We start from the raw sequence: 21,225 nt of genomic DNA on the forward strand, positions 1-21,225 counted from the left end.
CCCCGGGAAACCTCAGGCCGCGAGTTCCGCCGGCCAGTGCCCGGCACTACCGTTTTCCGTAGAACCCGCGTGCACGGTATCGACACGGGTGGTTTACACCGCCCATCCGAAGCTGGATGCCCTGATCCGCCAAAGGTAAGCCCATGGCCCGCCCGATCTGGACTGGCACGCTGTCGTTCGGCCTGCTCAATGTGCCGGTGTCACTGATGTCCGGAGAGCGCAAGGTCGATCTGCAGTTCCGCATGCTCGACTCCCGCGATCGCAAGCCGATCCGCTTTGAGCGGGTCAACGCCGATACGGGCGAGGAAGTTCCCTGGAAGGACATCGTCAAGGCCTACGAGTACGACAAGGGCAGCTATGTCGTGCTGGAGGAAGGCGATATCCGTTCGGCGGCACCAGAAAGCCACGAGGCCGTAGAAGTGGAATCGTTCGTGGATGCATCGCAGATCGATCCGCGCTACTACGAGAAACCGTATCTGCTGGTGCCCGGCAAGAAGGCCGAGAAAGGCTATGTGCTGCTGCGCGAGACCCTGCGCAGCACCGGCAAGGTCGGTATCGCGCGGGTGGTCGTGCGCACACGCGAGTACCTGTGCGCAGTGATGCCGCATGAGGACGCACTGGTGCTGATGATCCTGCGCTATCCACAGGAACTGGTGGATCCGGAGGAGTACAAGCTGCCCACCGGCAAGCTGTCCGACTACCGCATCACCAGCAAGGAAACGGCGATGGCCGAACAGCTGATCGAGTCGATGGCCGGCGACTGGGATCCGTCGCAGTATCACGATGAATTTCGCGAGCGCCTGCAGCAGGTGTTGAACAAGCGCATCAAGTCCAAGGGGGGTACCACGCGGGTCGACGATGAGCCTGCACCGCGCGACGACGCCAGCACCAATGTGGTCGATTTCATGGCGCTGCTGCAGAAGAGCCTGGATGCCAACAAGCGCACGCCAGCGAAAAAGACGGCAACGCGGAAAGCAGCCACCAAATCCACGGTAAAGAAGGCAGCCAAGAAGGCTGCGAAGAAGGCTGCAAAGAAGACCGCTGCACGCCGCAAGGCAGGTTGAGCATGTCGTTGGAGCAGTACCGGCGAAAGCGCCGACCTGGCGGCGGCGCAGGGCAGACGCCGGCGCCTGACGACACGCCCGCGCAGGGTGATCCGACGCGGCGGCCTACCTGCGCCAGGCTGGTTTCAAGCGGCTGCGCAGCGACACGCCGAAGGAGGACCTTGGAATGAACATCGCAGATACCGAAGCTGGAGGCGAGGTCCAGATTACTCATCCGGAGCGGGTGGTTTTTCCAAAGCAGAAGCTGACCAAGGGCGCCGTGGCCGACTACTACCAGCGCATGGCGCGCTGGATCCTGCCAGAAATCAGCGCGCGTCCGCTGTCACTACTGCGCTGCCCGGACGGCGTCGGCAAGGCCTGCTTCTTCCAGAAGCACCATGGTGCCGGCCTGGGCGATGCGGTACATGCGGTGCCGCTGCAGCAGAAGAGCGGGCGCGAGGATTACGTTTACATCGACGACGCACGGGGCCTGCTGCAGCTGGTGCAGATGAACACCCTGGAGTTGCATCCCTGGGGTGCAACCGTCGCCGACCCCGAGCATCCGGATCGGCTGGTGTTCGATCTTGACCCTGGAGAAGGCGTCAGCTGGGCACAGGTGAAGGCCGCTGCGCGTGACGTCCGTGACCGCCTGCAGGAGGCCGGCCTGAAGAGCTTCGTGCGGTTGTCCGGTGGCAAGGGCGTGCACGTTGTGGTGCCGCTGAAGCCCAGGGCCGACTGGGAACAGGCCAGGGTGTTCTGCGAGGCATTTGCCCGGGCGATGGCGGAGCGCGCGCCGGACCACTACGTGGCGACCATGAGCAAGGCCAAGCGTGGCGGCGTCATCTTCATCGACTGGCTGCGCAATACGCGGGGCGCCACCAGCGTGTGCTCGTGGTCGCTGCGTGCGCGTGAAAGTGCCGGTGTGGCGGTACCGCTGCGCTGGGAGGAACTGGTACGCGTCGGTGCGGCCGATGCGTTTTCGATGGCCAAGGCGCTGGCGCGCGCGAAGCGGCTGAAAGCGGATCCGTGGCAGGGCATCGATGCGTTGAAGCAGACGCTGCCGCGGATGGACCTGTAGAGCCGAGCCTATGCTCGGCTGCCTGTGTAAATGTGCATGAAAGCCGAGCACGGGCTCGGCTCTACAGGGGCGGCATCACGTTGCATCGCGCGAGGGACGACGGCCAAACCACCAGCCGGCCAGCAATTGCAGCGGCAGCGACGCCAGCAGCGAAATGACGAACCAGAACGGGAAATCCGCGCCCGTGGTCCACATGGCGTAGCCGCAGCCCAGCGCGATCAGCGACCAGATCGAGAAGCCGTGCGAACGCGGCCAGCAGGGCGCGTAGTAGGTGGCAAAGGCGATACCCGCGATGCCACCGAGCACGCTGAAGACCAGGTCCCAGCCCAGCTGCGCGCTGTTGTTGTCCGGCGGCATGCCCACCAGCGGCGGCAGCCAGCTGGCGACGCTGCTCACCAGCGCAAGTGAAAGTACGCCGCCGAGCAGGGCAACGATGGACAGGAACAGGATCTTGAGCACGCCGGGCATGCACGCATTGTACGGCCGCGCGGGTGCCCGCTGGCGATGAATCGGCATGGCCGCTGCGTCCGTGGGAGAGGGGGACGGAGCGGCGGCGGCCATGCACGGAGGGTCAGGCGGCGAAGTCCAGTACGACGCGGCCTTCGATGGTGCCCGCGTGCATGCGTGCGAACACGTCGTTGATGTTTTCCAGGCGATCGGTGCTGACGGTGGCGGCGACCTTGCCCTCGGCAGCGAACTGCAGCGATTCCTGCAGGTCCAGGCGGGTGCCGACGATCGAGCCGCGCACGGTGATGCCGTTGAGCACCATGCCGAAGATATCCAGCGGGAAGTTGCCGGGCGGCAGGCCATTGAGCGAGACAGTGCCGCCGCGGCGGACCATGCCCAGTGCCTGCTCGAACGCCTTCGGCGACACCGCGGTGACCAGTGCACCGTGTGCGCCACCGATCTCCTTCTTCAGGAAGGCGGCCGGGTCGGTGGTACGCGCGTTGACGGTGACCTGCGCGCCGAGCTGCCGCGCCAGCGCCAGCTTGTTGTCATCCACGTCCACCGCCGCCACGTTCAGGCCCATTGCGCGGGCGTACTGCACGGCCATGTGGCCCAGGCCACCGATGCCGGAGATCGCCACCCAGTCACCGGGCCTGGTGTCGGTGACCTTCAGGCCCTTGTAGACGGTCACGCCGGCGCACAGCACCGGCGCGATCTCCACGAAGCCCACGTCCTTTGGAAGCAGGCCGACATAGTTGGCATCGGCCAGTGCGTACTCGGCGAAGCCGCCGTTGACCGAGTAACCGGTGTTGCGCTGCGTTTCGCACAGCGTTTCCCAGCCCCCCAGGCAGTGTTCGCAATGGCCACACGCCGAGTACAACCAGGGGATGCCGACCCTGTCGCCTTCCCTGACGTGCCCGACCCCGCCACCCACGGCCACGACGTGCCCCACGCCCTCGTGACCGGGGATGAACGGCGGGTTCGGTTTGACCGGCCAGTCGCCCTCGGCGGCGTGCAGGTCGGTGTGGCAGACACCACAGGCCTCGATCCTGACCAGTACCTCGCCCGCCCCCGGGCGTGGTACCGAGACTTCCTCGATGACCAGTGGCTTGCCGAACTCGCGCACGACAGCGGCCTTCATGGTGGAATTCATGTTCGGATCTCCGTAGTGCGCTTGCCCACAGAATGACGCCGGCACGAGGCCGGCGCTTTGATCACGATCAAACCTTTGAAGATCCGTGCGCCGGGTTCAGCTGGCCAGCACCGAGGCCTCGCGGGCGAGGCGCTCGATGGCCTCCCAGTCGCGGGTCTGCAGCAGTGCCGGCGTGGTCAACCACGAGCCACCCACGCACAGCACGTTGGGCAGGTGCAGGAACTGCGGCGCGGTCTGCGCGCTGATGCCACCGGTCGGGCAGAAGCGCACGTCGGCGAATGGACCGTGCCAGGCCGCCAGCAGCGCGGCACCGCCGGCCTGCACGGCGGGAAAGAACTTGAACGTGTCTTGGCCGTGCTCCAGGCCCAGGATCAGGTCCGAGGCCGTGGCCGCACCGGGCAGGTACGGCATGTCGGCATCGTGCGCGGCCGCGTACAGTGCCGGCGTGGCGCCGGGGGACACCGCGAAACGCGCTCCGGCCTGCTTCGCCGCCTGCATCTGCGCCGGGGTAAGCACGGTGCCGGCACCGATCACCGCGTCCGGTACGGCCTCGACCATGGCCGTGATCGCGTCCAGCGCCTGCGGCGTGCGCAGGGTCACTTCGATCACCGGCAGGCCGCCGCGGAACAGGGCCTGGGCCACTTCGACCGCGTCATTCACGTTTTCGGGCGTGTACACCGGAATCACCGGTGCCAGTTTCAGGACCGCGCGTACGCGCGGATCAGCGGCGGACATCGAATCGCTCCTCGCCCATCAGGGCCAGCACGTCAGCTTCGCTGACAGGATTGAAATCGCCGGGGATGGAGTGCTTCAGCGCCCCGGCGGCCAGGCCGAACCGCACGGTGGCGTCGGCATCAAGGCCGGACAGGATGCCATGCAGGATGCCGGCCGCGAAGGCATCACCGCCACCGATGCGGTCGACGATGCCCTGCAGATGACGCAGTGGGGCCTGTGCGCGGGTTCCGTCGCAACCCAGCAGCACAGCGCCCAGCACATGGTGGTCCACGCTCAGCACCTGCCGCTGCGTGCAGGCCATCCACTGCAGTTGCGGAAAGGCACCGAACGCGGCGGCAGCGGCCGCGTCGATCCGCTCCATCAGGTCCGGCTGGGTGAAGCGGGTGCCCAGTAAGACCTCCATGTCGCGGTAGTCGGCGAACACGATGTCGGCCTGCGCGAACAGTTCGCGCAATACCGCCTGCGCATCGCCTCCCCAGCGCTGCCAGAGGCGGGGCCGGAAATTGCCGTCGAAGGAGACGCGGACACCGGCCTGTCTTGCCGCGCGCGCCGCCGCCAGCGTGGCCGCCGCCACGTGCGGGCCCAACGCCGGGCTGACCCCGGAGACGTGCAGCCACTGCGCGTCCTGCAGCAGCGCTGGCCAGTCGTAGTCGGCTGCAGTGCTGCGCGCGAACGCCGAATCCGCGCGGTCGTAGACCACTTCGCTCGCGCGCTGTACCGCGCCGGTGGTGAGGAAGTACAGGCCCATGCGGCCCTCGGCGTCCTCGCGCACACCGCGCGTATCCACGCCGTGCCGCCGCAGTTCACCCAGTACATGCGCCCCCAGCGCATTGCCGGCCACGGTGCTGACCATGGCCACCTGATGTCCAAGCCGGGACAGCGAGACACCCACGTTGGCTTCGGCCCCTCCCACATGGACCTGGAGTTGCGGCGACTGCAGCAGCAGTTCGTTGCCGGGGGCACCCAGGCGCAGCAACAACTCTCCAAAACACACGATACGACCCATCTCAGCTCCTTCACGCGTGCCACCAGCATGGGACACTGCATGGCGTGTAAGTGGACCACGCGAGGGGCGTGGCGATTGGCTAGCGGTGTCATTCTAGACCGAAGACGCCTTGAGAGCGCTTGGGCGATATGTCGAAACCTTTGTCCTGCAAGCGTCTTGGAGACATTGCAAATCTGTTGCGGTGCAAGATGCCCGATCCCGGTGGTGCTGCTAACGTCGGTTTTGACTAGCGGTGTCATTTCGCCGCGCAGCTGCGATACCAGACCTTTGGGAGAGGGGAAAGGCATGCAATCTCGGATCCATGGAAAAAAGACACCGGTTACCTTGCTGGCCCTGGGGGTGGGACTCGCCCTGTCCACCAGCGCGGCCGCCCAGCAGCAGACCGCTACCGACCTGGACACGGTGAACGTCACAGGCTATCGCGCCAGTGTCGAAAAGGCGCTGGACATCAAGCGCGGCGAGGCCGGCGTGGTCGATGCCATCGTCGCCGAAGACATCGGCAAGTTTCCCGACCTCAATCTGGCTGAATCGCTGCAGCGCATTCCGGGCGTGGTGATCACACGCGAAGCCGGCGAAGGCCGCAACATCTCGGTGCGCGGCCTGGGCCCGGATTTCACCCGCGTGCGCATCAATGGGATGGAAGCGCTGACCACCGTCGGCGCCGGTGACCAGAGCGGTGGTACCAACCGCGGCCGCGGTTTCGACTTCAACGTGTTTGCCTCGGACCTGTTCTCGCAGCTGGTGGTGCGCAAGACCGCCTCGGCCGACGTCGAGGAAGGCTCGCTGGGTGCCACTGTCGACCTGCGCACCGCGCGCCCGTTCGACTACGACGGCTTCACCTTCGCCGCAAGCGGCCAGGCCGGCTACAACCAGATGGCCGAAAAGGCCGACCCGCGGCTGGCCGCGCTGGTCTCCAACACCTTCGCCGATGGTACCTTCGGCGCCCTCCTGTCGGTGGCCTACTCCGAGCGCCAGGCACTGGAGGAAGGCTCCAACACCGGCCGCTGGGCCAACGGCCCGAGCAATGGCAACTTCGCTGCGTCATCGCCGTTCGCCGCCGCACGCGCCGCTGATGTATTCCACCCGCGCTTCCCGCGCTACGTGCAGATGGAACACGAGCAGAAGCGCCTGGGCGTGACCGGCTCGCTGCAGTGGAAGCCCAGCGATGCCAGTGAAGTATCGCTGGACATGCTGTACTCGAAGATCGATGCCACCCGCGACGAGCAGTACATCGAAGCGATTTCCTTCAGCCGTGGCAGCAGCAGCACCCCGCGCCTGGTCGGCAAGCCGAGCACCATCGTCAGGAACGGCGAGATCCGCAACGGCGCGCTGCTGTACGGTGAATTCGACAACGTCGACATCCGTACCGAGAACCGCCACGACGAGTGGAGCACCGAGTTCAAGCAGATCAGCCTGAACGGCCAGCACCGTTTCGGCGACGACTTCACCGTGTCCGGCAAGCTGGGCATCTCGCGCTCCAGGCACGAGAATCCAGTGCAGACCACCGTCATCATGGACAAGTACGACGTCAAGGGCTACAGCTACGACTACCGTGGCAACAGCCGCTTCCCGATCCTCAACTACGGCATCGACCCGACCGACCCCAACGGTTGGGAACTGGCGGAAATCCGCCTGCGCCCGCAGTACGTGGACAACGACTTCGATACCGGCCAGATCGACTTCAACTGGAACATCAGCCCCGGCTTCCGCCTGAAGGGCGGCGTGCTTGCCAAGGACTACACGTTCAAGACCACCGAACTGCGCCGTGCCAGCGAACTGGCCGTGCCGACCTTCGCCAGCGGCAGCAGGATCGTGCCCGTGGACATGATCAACCAGGCCGGCCTGAAGGGCATCAATGGCAATCCGTCCAACTGGGTGGTGCCGAACCTGGATGCAATCGCCGACCAGTTCGACATCTACAGCAACAGCGGCATCTATGCCGTCGCGCCGCGCGCCAACAACGTGCGCAGCGTGGAAGAGAAGGACCGTGGTGCCTACCTGATGGGCGAGTTCAGCACCGAAATCGGCTCGCTGCCGCTGTCGGGCAACTTCGGCGTGCGCTACGTGCGCACCAGGCAGACCTCCACCGGGCTGTCGACGCTGGCCAGTGGTACCACCTCCACCACCGCCACCCGCACCTACGATGACACCCTGCCCTCGTTCAACCTGGTGGCCGAGGTCACGCCCGATTTCCTGATCCGCCTGGGTGCGGCCAAGGTCATGACCCGCCCGGGCCTGGGCAGCCTGACGCCAGGTGCAACCGTGGCCGTGGCCGGTGGTGCGCGCACCATCTCCAGCGGCAATCCCAACCTGGACCCGACGCGCGCCACCAATGTCGACCTGGGCTTCGAGTGGTACTTCGCCGAAGGCGCGATGGCGGGCCTGGGCCTGTTCTACAAGGACATCGAGACCTCGGTCCAGACCCTGCGCGAGAACCGCCCGTACACCGACAGCGGCCTGCCTGCCGAACTGCTGACCGGTACCGGCGCCTCGCCCACCGACGACTTCACCTTCACCCGGCCAGTCAATACCCCCGGCGGTGAGCTGTACGGCGCCGAGGCGAACTACACCCAGCCCTTCACTTTCCTGCCGGGCAAGTGGTCGAACCTGGGCGTGCAGCTGAACTACACCTGGGTCGAATCGAAGATCCAGTACATCAACTCGGCTGGCCAGCCGGTGATGAAGAACGATCTGCTGGGCCTGTCCAAATCGTCATGGAACGCAACGCTGTTCTACGAAGGCGAGACCTTCGCTGGCCGCGTCTCCGCCACCAACCGCGATGACTACCTCACCCAGGTGCCCGGTCAGGAAACCGGCTTCAACCTGGACGGCTACCACGGCATGACCGGCACCACGGTCATTGATGCGTCCATCCGCTACAAGATCAGCGACCAGCTGGAACTGAGCCTGGAAGGCATCAACCTGACCAACGAAGCCTCGGATGAATGGGTGTACTCGCCCGCCACCGGCCGCCTGCCACTCCAGTACACCGAAACCGGCCGCCAGTTCCTGCTGGGCGTGCGCTACAAGTTCTGAGCAACGCCGGCGGCGCGTACCGATACGCGCCGCGGTTCGCCATGACCGCTGCTGCGCCGCAAGGTGCCGCTGCGGCGTGGCCTTGCTACGGTCCGGCGGCCCGCCGCCGGCCGTCGCCCGTTGAAAGGAAATGTCTCCATGCCGCACCGCACGACCGTGTCCCGCTGCCTGCTGCTGGCAGTGGCCCTGGCTGCAGGCCCCGCGACGGCCGCCGCCGATGTCCCCACCCTGCTCTTCCATGTGGATGCCAATCACGGCCTGCAGGCCGTGACCGCTCACGGTGAGGCCGTAGCGAACTTTCGCGACAAGGTCGCGGTGGTCGACGACGGCGAGCATGGCAAGGCCATCCAATGGGAAGACGACGGCGTGCTTGCCTGGGACGCGCCGGGCAACATCCTGGCCCAGCGCGGCACGCTGGCCTTCGACTGGCGTTCACGCTACGCGGTGGGTGAAGCGCCGTTCGTGATCTTCCGCGTCGGCTACGCCGACCACAGCAGCTGGGACATGGCCTGGCTGCGCATCGACTGGAACGGGCACGGCTTCGATGCCTTCGTCACCGATGCCAACCTGGCACGCACACGCGTGTCGTTCCGCATGGATGCACTGCCGCGTCCCGACCAGTGGTTGCACCTGGCCTTCGCCTGGGATGAGGACCACGGCGTGCGCCTGTTCATCGATGGCCGCGAAGTGGCGCGCGCGCAGGCCACCGGCAATTATGATGCCGCGCTGGACCAGCTCGGCCTTGCCGGGCGGGTAATGGCACCGTACCAGGTGCAGAGTCGCTACAACTTCCTGCGTGGGAGCGATTTCCAGCACATCCGGGTCTACGACCGCATGCTGGATGCGCCGGCGGTGGCAACGCTGGCGCGCGGCCGCGAGCCAGCCAGCGCCGTGGCGATCGGCGATGGCACGCGCGCCTGGCGCCACCGCTTCGGCTGGGAAGGGGCTGCACCCCCAGCGTTGGCGGCCGGCGGCACCCGCATCCGCAAGATCGAATTCGCCGACACCCGCGACCTGAAGGCGTGGATGTGGAAGGCCACCGATGGCATCGCCGAAACCACCTGGCCGGGCGTGTACAACCGCTCGCGCCTGCCCGGCCGCAATGACTACTTCCAGCTTCCGGACTGGAACACCTATGTGGAAGGCGGCCAGCACCTGGACCTGACCCTGCCGGCCACCGAAACGGTGAACCGGGTGGAGATCCGTGGTGCGGCCTTCGGCACCCTTTCCCACGGGCCCGACGCCGGACATGCCACCGACGTGCTGGTCACGCGCCCGCGCGGCGTGGTGCGCAGCGTCGACGACATTGCCGCGCAGCGCGGCGGCGTGCTGCGTTTCAGCAACGTCGAGCAGGAAACACCGATCCAGGAAATCTGGGCCTACCACGTGAGCAAGGGCACCGAGCCGGAAGGCACGGTGAAGCAGACCTACATCATCGACAGCCGGGCGCTGCCCGACTACACCAACCTGGACGCATTGCGCCGCTACATCGACGGACGTTTCCCGGCCGCCGAACGCAGCACGGTGATGGCGCTGCCGAAGGGCGCCGGTTCCCGCCGGCGGGATGCCGGCACCCTGCCCGCACATCCGCAGCCGATCGTGCACGTGCTGATTCCTTCCGGGGTGGGTGACGCGCCGGCCAACCAGCCGCTGATCCGCAGCTGGGCCTACAGCTGGGAGAACATGCACGACGGCCTGGACGGCGTGGCCATCGACCTTCCCGCGCTGGACCTGCCGCCCACCCACGATGGACTGATCCCGCTGAACATCCGCATCAAGGATCCGATCTGGCCGGCGCGCGACATGATCGATGTATCGGTGTCGGTGCCGCCACGGCAGGCGCGCACGCTGTGGCTGGACCTGCGCGATCGCATCCTCACCCCGGACAGCCTGTGGCTGAGCATCGCCTCGGCCGCACCAGGCTTCGATGCCGATGCCCTCGACGGTGCGCAGGTCCGGCTGGTGTTCAAGCCGCGTGCCGACGCGCTGAAGGAGCACGTGGCCGACCGCTTCAACCAGGTCCGCGACAACTGGGGCTTCCTGGTGGAAGAGCACACCACGTCCAAGCGCCAGCGCCTGTACGCGCGCGTGTACGCGGACCTGAGCGACCTGCTGCGGGTGGATCCGGACCATGAACTCGGCCGCCTGTACTGGAACTACATCAGCTACAACAGCCAGGGCCGCCCGCCCTACACGGCGCCTGCCGTGCCCAGGGGCGTGCCGGCGTGGGCATTCAACCAGGTGCAGGACCTGGCGCAGGTGCGGCAGTTCGTCGACTGGTGGATCGACGAACGGCAGGTGGCCTACGGTGACTTCGGTGGTGGCATTTCCGACGATTCCGACCTGACCCAGCAGTGGCCGGGGCTGGCCCTGATGGGTGTGCAGCCGGATCGATTGAACGCCTCGCTGACCGCGCTGTCCGATGCGGTGTACCGCAACGGCATGTTCAGCAACGGCTTGAGCACCATCGAGACCGACGAGCTGCATTCCTATGAGGAAGGCATCAACACCAACAGCGCCATGCTCTACCTCAACTGGGGTGATCCGCTGACGCTGGAACGCCTGATGGAAACGGTGAAGGCCTTCGACGAGCGCATCATCCTGCGCAACCCGCAGGGCCACCTGCTGTTTTCCAGCAACTGGTTCGGTGGCAACAAGGTCTACCGCGAACCGAACTGGCAGTGGCAGAAGCCGTATTCTTTCCCGGTGCTGCACCCGGCGTTCCTGCTGGGCCAGTACAACGCCGATCCCACCGGCCGCGCGCTGGTGATCGGCCTGGCCGATGGCTATCTGGCCCACGCAGGCAAGGACGACAAGGGACGCTTCACCCTGCCCAACGAGATCAACTGGGCCAGCGGTGCCACCCGCGGCGGCGAGTTGAACAACGGCTCCGGCAGCGGTGACACGATGCACACCTTCTGGGCGGCGTGGCGCTGGAGCGGCGATGCGAAGTACCTGCAGGCACTGGACTACCGCGTGGCCCGTGGCGGCCCGGGCGCACTGGCCAACCTGGGCGAGAACGTCGTGGACGTACTGGGCCGGCAACAGGACTGGTACCCGCTGCTGCGCGCCGAGGCCGACGCGGGAAAAACCGGTTTCGCCAGCCTGATGGCCTGGCAGGCCAGCGGCGACAGGTCATACATCGCCGCCCTGCATGCCGACGGCCTGCAGGCGAAAGTGCAGCGCGCATACATGAACACCGAGGGCCACTGGTGGTCCGACCGCGTGGAAGCGCCCAGTGAATTCCTGCAGCGCGCACGCCTGGGCGGCATCGCGCTGAAGCGCAACCAGAGCTGGCCCGGCCATACCGTCAGCTGGCGCTTCGACCGCGAGGACGCGGCCGAACAGGTCGCCCTGCTGGTGCATGCGCCGTCGCGTGAACGTTTCACCGTTACCAGCTACAACCTGGGCACGCGCACCATCGGCGCCGACATGACCGGCTGGAACGTGGCCAGCGGGACCTGGCGGATACGCAGCGGCGTGGATGCCGATGGCGATGGCCACATCGACGGCACGCCCGCCGAACGCCGCGTACAGCTGGAAACCAGCGCTTCGGTGGCGCTGCAGTTCCGTCCCGGGCGTACCGAGGTGTTCGAGTTCGAACGCGTGTCCGAGGGAACACCGGTGGAAACACGGCCGGACCTGGGCGTGGGTCGCGGCGACGTACGCATCGACGGCAGCCAGCTGCAGGTGACCGTGCACAGCCTGGGCCATGTCGGCACCGGCGTGGCCGTAGCAATGCTGGAAGACGCGCGCGGTCGCGAGATCGCCCGCACGGACGTGCCGGCGCTGGGGGCACCCAGTGACCTGCAGCCGAAGACCGTGCAGGTCTGGTTGCCATTGCCGGCCGGCGACCGCAGCGGCCTGCGCGTGCGCGTGGCGCTGGCCGACGGTGGCGAGGAAGTGACCCGGCTCAACAACGTGGTCGGCGTGCCGCGATGATGCCTGCATTACGCCGGGCGTGATCCGGCGTGGGTCAGGACGCCTCGGTCTCCAGCCGTTTCATCCGGCGCTGGTACCAGCCATCATCCAACGGCTCGAACACCGCGCTGCGTTCCATCACGCCCTCGTAGACATGCAGCGACACGGCCACGTCCGCGTCGCTGGCGTTGCACAGCGTGTGGTACTCGTGCGGCGGAATCAGGCTGCCGGCACTACCGCGGTGCCCGTACAGCGTGGGCTGGGCGGCAAAGCGATGACGTTCGCCATCCTGTTCAATCAGCGCATAGGGAGTGACGATCAGTTCGCCCTGCCAGACGCCTTCCACGCACCACATCGCATCGTGGTCGTGCAGCGGCGTGCCCTGGCCGGGGCCCCAGCACATGGCGATGACGCTGTAGCCCAGGGTCGGGCTGCGGTGCAGTTCACGGCGTGCGTAATGCCCTTCGACCGGGCGCCGCACGCAGGGGGGCAGCTGGATGGACGGATCGACGATGGCCTCGCGCAGCACCTGCTGCAGCGCACCGGTGATGGCCTCCGGCGTGCCCAGCATCACCGCGGCATCGATCGCAGCGAACAGCCGCTCCCGGCCGGTGAATGACGGTGGCAAGGACATCGTTCCCATGCCCCGACTCTAGCCGAGAGGGGTTAACAGAATGTTTGCACCGCGGTGTCATCACTGCGTGCCGCGCTGCACGAACGGTACTTTTGCATACAGCGCACGTTCGCCGGCACGAGGATCGTCCACCACGCAGCTCTGGCGATCAAACAGCATGGTCTGCCGCCGGGGCAGCGCGTAGGGGGGCCATTGCGGCATTCCGCGATGATTGGGGTCGCCGTTGCGCGCGAAGGCGATCAGTGCGTCGCTCATTGTCGCCGCCAGCGTGTGCGCGTCCGCGCCGCCACCGGTGCGTGCGCCGGGCAGGCCGGCGTTGTCGAACACCAGCGGGATGTCCAGCGTGTGGAAGGCGCGCAGCCGGCCTTGCTCCACCGGTGAGCCCCAGTCCAGCTGGTAGGCCCAGGTGGGCGCGGCCCCGCTGGGCTGGCGCGCACGCGCTTCCAGCTCCTCCACTGCGCCGCGCCAGGAACGTCCTGCGGTAGTGGCCGCGAAGAACACCTCCGAAGGCGTGTAATGCGGGTACAGGCGCCGGTACTCGGCGATCACCGTCTGCGGCAGCAGATCCACGAACTGCTGGCGTTGCAGCTGTGCCGGCAGCGTCTCCCAGGTCAAGGTGAAGTTGGCCGGATCGTTGCCGAGGAAGGCACGGGTCTCGTCGCGCGTATTGCCGATGACCATCGGAATGCTGGCCGACTGCCGCGGCGCCTGCGGCCAGAACGGATGCACCGGAAGGGAGACTTCGTCCAGTACCGGCCCGAAGTACAGCGACGTGCTTTCCACCCGCGATGGATCGCGGGCACGGGTGGCTGCAAGCAGATCCGTGGCCGGGAGCCGCAGCAGGGCAGACAGGTCCTTTGCACCCACTGCCTCCATTGCGATGGCAGCGCGCTGCGCGGCGGCACGCGGGCCGGCCGCGGTGACCTGCTGCCCGCTCATCGTCCACGCGCGCTGGAACAGGCCGCGTGCCGCCGGCATCGCCATCAGCGTGGCGATCTTGGCGCCGCCCCCGGACTGGCCGAACACGGTGATGTTTCCAGCGTCACCGCCGAAGATCGCCGCGTGCTCGCGCACCCACTGCAGCGCCTGTACCAGGTCGAGCTGGCCGACATTCCCCGACGCGGCGTAGCGTGCGTCGCCAAGTGCGCCCAGGTACAGGTAACCGAAGGTGTTCAGCCGATGATTGAGGGTCACCACCACCACATCGCCGCGGCGGCACAGCGCACTGCCGTCGTACAGCGGATCGCTGCCGGAGCCGTTGTTGAACCCACCCCCGTGTATGTAGACCAGCACCGGGCGGCGGCCGCCATCCCCCAGTGCGGGGGTCCAGACGTTGAGGAACAGGCAGTCTTCGCTGCCGGGGCCTTCCGCGCCGCCCTGCGGTGCGGCCGCGCCATAGTCCAGTGCATCGGCGATCCCGTTCCATGCCGCTTCCCGGCGTGGTGGCTGGAAGCGATGGGTGCCGGTATCGGCGCCGTAGCGCACGCCACGGAATACCAGCACGCCTTGTTCATGCTGGCCGCGCAGGCGCCCCCCGCGCACGCGGACGATCGGCAGGCGTTCGTCGCGTGCAGCGGGCATCGCCGCTGCCGGCAGTGCCACCAGCGTGGCCGTGGCCAGCGCCCAGCGCGCGCTGTCACGCAGGAAACGGCGGCGCTGCAGATCGTCGGGTGCTCCCGTCATCGGCTGCGCTCCGCATCCTTTCCTGCTGTCAGCCATGCTTGCGCCAGCGCTGGCCACTGCGCCAGGGTGGAGCCGGGCTGCAGGCGCATGCCGAAGCCGTGGCCACCATGGGCGAACACATGCAGTTCGTGCTCGACACCCGCCCTGGCCAGCGCCTGCGCCATCACCTCGCTGTTGTGCACGCTGACCACGCGATCGTCGTTGGCATGGATCAGCATCGTCGGCGGCATGTCCGCATGCACGTGCTCCTGCACCGAGTACTGCGTCGCCAATGCGGGGTCAGGGCGCTCGCCCAGCAATCGCCCGCGCGAACCACTGTGCGCATGCGCGCCCATGTCGATGACCGGGTAGACCAGCACCGCCCGTGCCGGGCGCGCGCTCAGCTGATCGATCGCATCGCGTGCGGGATAGACCGGCGCATCGAAGCCGGTGGCCAGCCGCGCAGCCACGTGGCCGCCGGCGGAAAAGCCCATGACCGCCACATTGTCCGCCTCCAGGCCGCGGCGCGCGGCCTGGTCGCGCACGACCCGCAGCGCACGCTGGGCATCGGCCAGCGCCGCCTGGCGGTCCCTGCCCGGCTGCGGCAGGCGGTAGCGAAGCACGAACAGGGTGAAGCCTGCCCGCTGCACCCAGTCCGGCACCAGCGCGCTGCCCTCCTTGTCGATTACCACCCGCTGGTAGCCGCCGCCCGGAATGACCAGCACCGCCTGCCCGTTCGGACGTGGCGGCGCGTGCACGATCATGTATGGCGCATCGATCCCGTCCACGAACCGGTCCGGATGGGCCGGATCGGGGCTGCGCTCAACCACCCGCGCCTTCCGCGCCGGAGCGCTCTGGCCAGGTACCTGGCCGTCCGGCCACAGCGGCAGGCGTTCGCCCGCCACCTCCCCGGCAAGCCGCTGGCCGTCGCGCAGCGGGACGTCGCTGGCACGTGCCGGGGCAAGCGTCAACAGAACGCACAGGAACAGCACAAGAGGGGGCAGACGCATGGCGGACCGGGCTCCAGCGAAGGGTGGGCAGCGTGCCGCAGGCGCCCCGGAAGCGGGTGTGATGCGCTGCGGCTTGCGTGATGACACCGGTTTACCATATACACCTCCTGCAGACGCTGTCGATGGGCAGTGCAACAACGCAGAGGGAGACCGTTCTTGAGCAACGAACACGGCACACAGGGGCAGAGGCCGGCGCCGGACGGTGCAGCCGCCATCGCCCGCGCCTTCACCGATGCACGCCGCGCAGGCAAGGCCCTGCCCGCGTTCCCCGGAGAGATCCCCGTCGATCTGGTGGCTGCCTACCACGTGCAGGACCAGGCCATTGGCCTGTGGAGCGATACGGTGGTCGGCTGGAAGGTGGGTTACATCGCTGCCGAGCGCCGCGACGGCTCCGGCGATGAGCGCCTGCTGGGGCCGATCTTCAAACGTCAGCTCTGGAATGATACCGGTGGAACAACCGACATCCCGGTCTTCGTCGGGGGCTTCGGCGCAGTCGAAGCAGAGTACGTGCTGGAGCTGTTGGAGGACGCGCCGGCCGGACAGCTGGACTGGTCCCCGGAACAGGCCGAAGCGCTGCCTGCGCGCCTCTATATCGGCGTGGAAGTGGCCAGCAGCCCGCTGGCCACCATCAACGAACTTGGTCCGCGCGTGGTGGTGTCCGACTTTGGCAACAACAACGGCCTGGTGCTGGGCCCGGAGATCGTCGACTGGACCGCACGCGACGAAAACTCGCTGCGTGCCGAGACACTGATCGAAGGTGAGGTGGTCGGCACCGGTGGCGCCACCCGCCTGCCCGGTGGCCTGCGCGCGGCCTATGCCTTTGCGCTGTCCCGTTCGGCCCTGCGTGGCCGGCCGCTGCGCAAGGGCGACCTGATCGCCACCGGCAATGCCACCGGCATCCACGATATCGAGGCAGGACAAACGGCGCTGGTGCGCTTTGCCGGCTTCGGTGACATTGCCTGCCGGGCCGTGCCCGCGGGATGACCGCGGGGCTGCCCTGGTGAACACGCGCGGGAGGGCGCAGATGATCACACGACGTAACTTCCTGGCCGGTGGCGCTGCTGCCCTGGCCACCCCGATGCTCGCCGCCTGTGGCCGCGGGCCGGGCGGCGATATGGCCGGTGGCGCGCTGTTGACCGCCACCGACGTGCATGTGGCCGACTACCCTACCGTCACCGCGGTGAAGTGGATCGGCGAAACGCTGCAGCGCGAAACCAACGGTCGCCTGCGCCTGCGCCAGTACCACTCCGGCCAGCTGGGCCGCGAATCCGAGGCGATCGACATGGCGCGCTTCGGTGCCATCGATATCACCCGCGTGTATGCCGGTGCGCTGAACAATGCCTTTCCGCTGACCCAGGCGCTGTGCCTGCCCTACGTGTTCACGTCGGTGGCGCACCAGCGTGCCGCGCTGGATGACGGCGTGGCCGAAGCCGTGCTGCGCGGCTTCCAGGGCCGCGGCCTGGTCGGCCTGGCGATCTACGATTCCGGTGCACGCTGCTTCTACAACACCAAGCACCCCATCGTTTCGCCCAAGGACCTGCACGGCCTGAAGCTGCGCGTCGCCTCATCGGACATCTTCATCCAGCTGATGCGCCTGCTCGGCGCCAACCCGACGCCGATGTCGCTGGGCGACACGTTCTCCGGGATGGAAACCCACATGATCGACGGCGCCGAGAACAACATGCGCAGCTTCCATTCCAGCCGCCACTTCGAAGCGGCGCACTACTGGTCGCAGAGCGACCATTCGTACGCGCCGGATGTGTTGCTGATGTCGCGTGCCAGTTTCGAACGCCTGTCGCCTGACGACCGCCAGCTGCTGCTGCAGATCGCGCGCGCGTCGGTGAAGGTGATGCGCGAGCAGTGGGATGCGTCGGAGGACGCCGCACGCCGCGCCGTGCTGGCCTATGGGGTGAAAGCCAACGAGGTGGACATGCCCGCCTTCCGCACCGCCGCCCAGCCGCTGCTGCAGCAGTACCTGCAGCAGCCGGAGATCGCCGCGCTGGTCGACCGCATTCGCGCCGCCTGAGGACACTGCCATGATCGAGACGACGACGCCCGCCACCGGGCCTGGCCAGCGCCTGCTGGACCGCATCGCCGACATCGCCATCTACGGCGCCGTTGCTGCCCTGCTGGGGCTGGTGGTGGTGCAGGGCTGGCAGGTGTTCGCGCGCTACGTGATCAACGATTCGCCCAGCTGGACTGAGCCGGTCACGCTGCTGCTGCTGGCCACGGCGATGAGCCTGGGTGCCGCCTGCGGTGTGCACACCAACCGCCACTTCGGCTTCTTCCTGCTGCATGCCTACCTGGGCCCCGGCCTGCGCCGTGCGGTGGACGTGCTGGTGCAGCTGGTGGTGGCGGTGCTGGGAGGCTTCATCGCCTTCTGGTCGGGTGATCTGCTGCTCGACGGCCTGGACATCAAGACCGCCGGCGCCGATCTGCCGCAGAGCATCAACTACCTGCCACTGGCGGTGGGCGGCGGGCTGATGCTGCTGTTCGCGCTGAACCGTGCGTGGAACGCGCTGCAGGCCCGCGCCACCGGCGCCGAAGACGCTGAAGGAGATCGTTGATCCATGGGTATCACCATCCTGTTCTCCGTGTTTGCCGTGCTGCTGCTGCTCGGCGTGCCGGTGGCCTACGCGCTGGCCGCTGCCGCGCTGGCCACCCTGCTCTACCTGGATATCCCCAGCATCGTGCTGGTGCAGCAGATCTCGGCCGGTACCGGCTCGGCCTCGCTGATCGCCATTCCGTTGTTCATCTTCGCGGGCGAGATCATGATGCGCGGCGGCATCTCCGAGCGCCTGATCGCCCTGGCCTCGTCGCTGGTGGGGCGCTTGCGCGGTGGCCTCGGCCAGGTCTCGATCCTGTCCTCGCTGTTCTTCGGCGGCGTGTCCGGCTCGGCCATCGCCGACGTTTCGGCGGTCGGCGGCACGATGATCCCGCAGATGGTCAAGCGCGGCTACGACCGCGATTTCGCCGTCAACGTCAGCATCACCGCCGCGCTGGTGGCGCTGCTGGTGCCGCCGTCGCACAACCTGATCCTGTTCTCGGCCGCTGCTGGTGGGGGCCTGTCCATCGCCGATCTGTTCGCCGCCGGCATTGTCCCCGCGCTGCTGATGACGTTGGCGCTGATGGTCACCGGCTATGCGGTGGCGCGCCGCCGCGGCTATGGCGTGGAGGTCTTTCCCGGCTGGCGCGCCGTGGCCCTGCGCATCGTCTCCGCCCTGCCCGGCCTGGGCCTGGTCGCGCTGATCTTCATCGGTATCCGTGCCGGCATCTTCACCGCAGTGGAAAGCGCAGCCATCGCCGTGGTCTACGCCTTGCTGGTGACCACCGTGCTGTACCGGCAACTGCGCTGGCGCGAGTTCTTCGACACCGTCATCCACGCTGCGCGCAGCACGGGCGTGATCCTGTTCGTGATCGCCACCGCCGCCGTGTTTGGCTGGCTGCTGGCCTACCTGCAGGTGCCCGCGGCCGCCGTCGAGTTCCTGCAGTCGTTCGCGCACAGCCAGTTCATGGTGCTGCTGATGATCGTGGTGATGCTGCTGCTGCTGGGCACCTTCATGGACCTGGCACCGATGATCCTGATCTGCACGCCGATCTTCCTGCCGGTGGCCCGCGCCTACGGCATCGATCCGATCCACTTCGGCCTGGTGCTGGTGCTCACCGGTGGCCTGGGTCTGGTCACGCCCCCGGTGGGCTCGGTGCTGTTCATCGGCACGGCCATCGGCAAGATCAGCGTGGGCCAGAGCATGCGCACGATCTGGCCGTTCTGGTTCGCCGCGCTCGCCGTGCTGCTGGTCGTGGCCTTCTTCCCCTCACTGTCGTTGTGGCTGCCCGCCGCGCTGCGCGGCTGAGCCACAAGGAGACTGCCATGCGTGCACTGTGTATCGCCGCCACCATCACTCTGCTCGTGCTGTTGCTGCCGGCACGGCCTGCACCCGCGGCGGAGCCCGCGCGCGCCCCGGCGCAGTGGGCGCGGGGGCTGGAACACCAGCGCCAGGCGGACCGGGGCGATGGCACGTTCCTCAATCCGGTGCTGGCCGGTGACCATCCGGATCCCTCGGTGCTCAAGGACGGGGACGATTACTACCTCACGCTGTCGTCGTTCGACGCCTACCCCGGCCTCCCGATCTGGCACTCGCGCGACCTGGTGAACTGGCAGCCGCTGGGACATGCGGTCACCCGCAACGTGGGGGCGATCTGGGCGCCGGACATCGTCAAGCATCGGGGGCGCTACTTCATCTACTTCCCGGCCCGCACCGGCGAGCGCCGCAGCAACTTCGTGGTCTGGGCCGATGACATCAAGGGCCCGTGGTGCGCGCCGATCGACATCGGCCTGGGTGGCTACATCGATCCCGGCCATGCAGTGGGTGAAGACGGCAAGCGCTACCTGTTCCTCAGTGGCGGTGATTACGTGCAGCTGGCCGACGACGGGTTGAGCGTGGTCGGCACGCCGAAACACGTCTATGACGGCTGGCGCTACCCGCAGGACTGGGACGTTGAGGCCTACGCGCAGGAAGGCCCGAAGATCCACGTCCGCGACGGCTGGTACTACATGACCACGGCAGTGGGCGGCACCGCCGGTCCGCCGACCGGGCACATGGTGATCACCGCGCGCTCGCGTTCGATCCACGGACCATGGGAGAACGCGCCCAACAACCCGATCACGCGCACGCAGTCGGCGGCCGAGCCCTGGTGGTCACGCGGCCACGCGACGGTGATCGAAGGGACCGATGGACGCTGGTGGATGATGTACCACGGGTACGAGAACGGCTTCTGGACGCTGGGTCGGCAGGCCCTGCTCGAACCGATCGAATGGACCGCTGACGGCTGGTTCCGGGCCACGGGCGGAGACCTTGGTCAGCCACTGCGCAAGCCGGCCGGACAGGCGCTGTCGCCGCATGGCATGGCGCTGTCGGATGATTTCCGCGGCAGCACGCTTGGCCCGCAGTGGGCGTTCTTCAACCCGGCGCAGGATGAGTACCGCCGGCTGGGTTTCAGTGGCAACGGCCTTGTCCTGCAGGGCAAGGGCAGCACGCCGCGCGACGCCTCGCCGCTGACCACCATCGCCGGCGACCGGGCCTATCAGTTCGAGGTGGAGATGGAGATCGCCCCCGGTGCCGTGGGCGGCGCGCTGCTGTTCTACAGCGACCGGCTGTACGCGGGCGTGGGCAGCAACGGCGAGTCGTTCATCATGCATCGCTACGGCGAGGAGCGCCCTGCCCGACCGGCCCCGGGCCGCGGCGGCCGGCTGTGGTTGCGGGTGACCAACAACCGCCACATCGTCACCTTCCACTCCAGCACCGACGGGCACACTTGGCAGAAGTATCCGGTTCAGATGGAAGTGTCCGGTTACCATCACAATGTCGCGGGCAGGTTCCTGGCGTTGAAGCCGGCGCTGTATGCGGCCGGCGACGGTGCGGTAACCTTCCGCAACTTCCGCTACCGCGCGCTGGACTGAGCGCGGAGCCGGAATCCCCAGACTTACCGGGTTCAAAAC

At 67.4% G+C, this 21,225-nt stretch carries 15 protein-coding genes and 1 pseudogene; 9 read left to right on the forward strand and 7 right to left on the reverse strand.

Annotated features, from left to right (window positions below):
* Positions 1 to 143: 143 nt before the first annotated feature.
* A complete protein-coding gene (gene ku, locus AC5P8C_RS16100) occupies positions 144 to 1,064 on the forward strand; it encodes a non-homologous end joining protein Ku (RefSeq protein WP_019658819.1) in 921 nt (306 codons plus the stop codon).
* Positions 1,065 to 1,173: 109 nt separating this feature from the next.
* Positions 1,174 to 2,121: pseudogene (ligD, locus tag AC5P8C_RS16105) on the forward strand (non-homologous end-joining DNA ligase); the annotation flags it as partial.
* 75 nt (positions 2,122 to 2,196) lie between these two features.
* On the opposite strand, the gene AC5P8C_RS16110 reads toward ligD, so the two are convergent.
* The 4 genes from AC5P8C_RS16110 to AC5P8C_RS16125 all read right to left on the reverse strand — a co-directional run bounded on the left by AC5P8C_RS16110 (position 2,197) and on the right by AC5P8C_RS16125 (position 5,462).
* A complete protein-coding gene (locus tag AC5P8C_RS16110) occupies positions 2,197 to 2,589 on the reverse strand; it encodes a hypothetical protein (protein WP_495219091.1) in 393 nt (130 codons plus the stop codon).
* Between the two features lie 103 nt (positions 2,590 to 2,692).
* Entirely contained in the window at positions 2,693 to 3,721 is a 1,029-nt protein-coding gene (gene adhP, locus AC5P8C_RS16115; protein WP_155028730.1) for an alcohol dehydrogenase AdhP, read from the reverse strand.
* Between the two features lie 96 nt (positions 3,722 to 3,817).
* Entirely contained in the window at positions 3,818 to 4,456 is a 639-nt protein-coding gene (gene eda / locus AC5P8C_RS16120; protein ID WP_308305323.1) for a bifunctional 4-hydroxy-2-oxoglutarate aldolase/2-dehydro-3-deoxy-phosphogluconate aldolase, read from the reverse strand.
* Positions 4,443 to 5,462, reverse strand: a complete 1,020-nt coding sequence (locus AC5P8C_RS16125) for a sugar kinase (protein ID WP_495219094.1) — start codon at positions 5,460 to 5,462, stop codon at positions 4,443 to 4,445. The genes eda and AC5P8C_RS16125 overlap by 14 nt, the downstream gene beginning before the upstream one ends.
* Before the next feature lie 285 nt (positions 5,463 to 5,747).
* Here AC5P8C_RS16125 and AC5P8C_RS16130 point away from each other — a divergent pair, with 285 nt between their 5' ends.
* Together AC5P8C_RS16130 and AC5P8C_RS16135 are read left to right on the forward strand one after the other, a co-directional pair.
* Positions 5,748 to 8,498: a TonB-dependent receptor gene (locus AC5P8C_RS16130; RefSeq protein ID WP_029550752.1), complete on the forward strand. Its 2,751-nt coding sequence runs from the start codon at positions 5,748 to 5,750 to the stop codon at positions 8,496 to 8,498.
* A 138-nt stretch (positions 8,499 to 8,636) separates the two neighbouring features.
* Complete coding sequence (locus AC5P8C_RS16135; protein ID WP_311068832.1) at positions 8,637 to 12,440, forward strand: LamG-like jellyroll fold domain-containing protein; 3,804 nt, start codon at positions 8,637 to 8,639, stop codon at positions 12,438 to 12,440.
* A 34-nt stretch (positions 12,441 to 12,474) separates the two neighbouring features.
* Here AC5P8C_RS16135 and AC5P8C_RS16140 read toward each other — a convergent pair whose 3' ends face one another.
* The 3 genes from AC5P8C_RS16140 to AC5P8C_RS16150 are packed head-to-tail and all read right to left on the reverse strand — an operon-like array spanning position 12,475 to position 15,707.
* Complete coding sequence (locus tag AC5P8C_RS16140) at positions 12,475 to 13,062, reverse strand: cysteine dioxygenase family protein (RefSeq protein WP_019658826.1); 588 nt, start codon at positions 13,060 to 13,062, stop codon at positions 12,475 to 12,477.
* A 51-nt stretch (positions 13,063 to 13,113) separates the two neighbouring features.
* On the reverse strand, positions 13,114 to 14,736 hold the full coding sequence (locus AC5P8C_RS16145; RefSeq protein ID WP_495219095.1) for a carboxylesterase/lipase family protein: 1,623 nt from the start codon (positions 14,734 to 14,736) through the stop codon (positions 13,114 to 13,116).
* The gene (locus tag AC5P8C_RS16150; protein ID WP_495219165.1) at positions 14,733 to 15,707 is read right to left on the reverse strand and encodes an alpha/beta hydrolase; all 975 of its coding nucleotides are present in this window, start codon (positions 15,705 to 15,707) and stop codon (positions 14,733 to 14,735) included. The genes AC5P8C_RS16145 and AC5P8C_RS16150 overlap by 4 nt, the downstream gene beginning before the upstream one ends.
* A gap of 174 nt (positions 15,708 to 15,881) precedes the next feature.
* On the opposite strand from AC5P8C_RS16150, the gene AC5P8C_RS16155 reads away from it, so the two are divergent.
* The 5 genes from AC5P8C_RS16155 to AC5P8C_RS16175 are packed head-to-tail and all read left to right on the forward strand — an operon-like array spanning position 15,882 to position 21,186.
* On the forward strand, positions 15,882 to 16,709 hold the full coding sequence (locus tag AC5P8C_RS16155; protein WP_019337392.1) for a 2-keto-4-pentenoate hydratase: 828 nt from the start codon (positions 15,882 to 15,884) through the stop codon (positions 16,707 to 16,709).
* A gap of 40 nt (positions 16,710 to 16,749) precedes the next feature.
* Positions 16,750 to 17,751, forward strand: coding sequence for a TRAP transporter substrate-binding protein (locus tag AC5P8C_RS16160; protein ID WP_019337391.1), 1,002 nt, complete (start codon positions 16,750 to 16,752; stop codon positions 17,749 to 17,751).
* A 10-nt stretch (positions 17,752 to 17,761) separates the two neighbouring features.
* Positions 17,762 to 18,292, forward strand: coding sequence for a TRAP transporter small permease (locus AC5P8C_RS16165; protein WP_019658831.1), 531 nt, complete (start codon positions 17,762 to 17,764; stop codon positions 18,290 to 18,292).
* Between the two features lie 3 nt (positions 18,293 to 18,295).
* Entirely contained in the window at positions 18,296 to 19,579 is a 1,284-nt protein-coding gene (locus AC5P8C_RS16170; RefSeq protein WP_005421133.1) for a TRAP transporter large permease, read from the forward strand.
* Between the two features lie 17 nt (positions 19,580 to 19,596).
* Positions 19,597 to 21,186: a family 43 glycosylhydrolase gene (locus tag AC5P8C_RS16175; protein WP_495219096.1), complete on the forward strand. Its 1,590-nt coding sequence runs from the start codon at positions 19,597 to 19,599 to the stop codon at positions 21,184 to 21,186.
* Positions 21,187 to 21,225: the final 39 nt, after the last annotated feature.

It is taken from the genome of Stenotrophomonas sp. YJH_SMC_46, assembly GCF_059370315.1.

What these genes read in the sequence shown, in the direction of transcription:
- AC5P8C_RS16110 (WP_495219091.1), bottom strand. Translation starts at nt 2,589, where the DNA reads ATGCCCGGCGTGCTCAAGATCCTGTTCCTGTCCATCGTTGCCCTGCTC.
- AC5P8C_RS16135 (WP_311068832.1), top strand. Translation starts at nt 8,637, where the DNA reads ATGCCGCACCGCACGACCGTGTCCCGCTGCCTGCTGCTGGCAGTGGCC.
- adhP (WP_155028730.1), bottom strand. Translation starts at nt 3,721, where the DNA reads ATGAATTCCACCATGAAGGCCGCTGTCGTGCGCGAGTTCGGCAAGCCA.
- ku (WP_019658819.1), top strand. Translation starts at nt 144, where the DNA reads ATGGCCCGCCCGATCTGGACTGGCACGCTGTCGTTCGGCCTGCTCAAT.
- AC5P8C_RS16175 (WP_495219096.1), top strand. Translation starts at nt 19,597, where the DNA reads ATGCGTGCACTGTGTATCGCCGCCACCATCACTCTGCTCGTGCTGTTG.
- AC5P8C_RS16125 (WP_495219094.1), bottom strand. Translation starts at nt 5,462, where the DNA reads ATGGGTCGTATCGTGTGTTTTGGAGAGTTGTTGCTGCGCCTGGGTGCC.
- AC5P8C_RS16140 (WP_019658826.1), bottom strand. Translation starts at nt 13,062, where the DNA reads ATGGGAACGATGTCCTTGCCACCGTCATTCACCGGCCGGGAGCGGCTG.
- eda (WP_308305323.1), bottom strand. Translation starts at nt 4,456, where the DNA reads ATGTCCGCCGCTGATCCGCGCGTACGCGCGGTCCTGAAACTGGCACCG.
- AC5P8C_RS16130 (WP_029550752.1), top strand. Translation starts at nt 5,748, where the DNA reads ATGCAATCTCGGATCCATGGAAAAAAGACACCGGTTACCTTGCTGGCC.
- AC5P8C_RS16170 (WP_005421133.1), top strand. Translation starts at nt 18,296, where the DNA reads ATGGGTATCACCATCCTGTTCTCCGTGTTTGCCGTGCTGCTGCTGCTC.
- AC5P8C_RS16165 (WP_019658831.1), top strand. Translation starts at nt 17,762, where the DNA reads ATGATCGAGACGACGACGCCCGCCACCGGGCCTGGCCAGCGCCTGCTG.
- AC5P8C_RS16145 (WP_495219095.1), bottom strand. Translation starts at nt 14,736, where the DNA reads ATGACGGGAGCACCCGACGATCTGCAGCGCCGCCGTTTCCTGCGTGAC.
- AC5P8C_RS16160 (WP_019337391.1), top strand. Translation starts at nt 16,750, where the DNA reads ATGATCACACGACGTAACTTCCTGGCCGGTGGCGCTGCTGCCCTGGCC.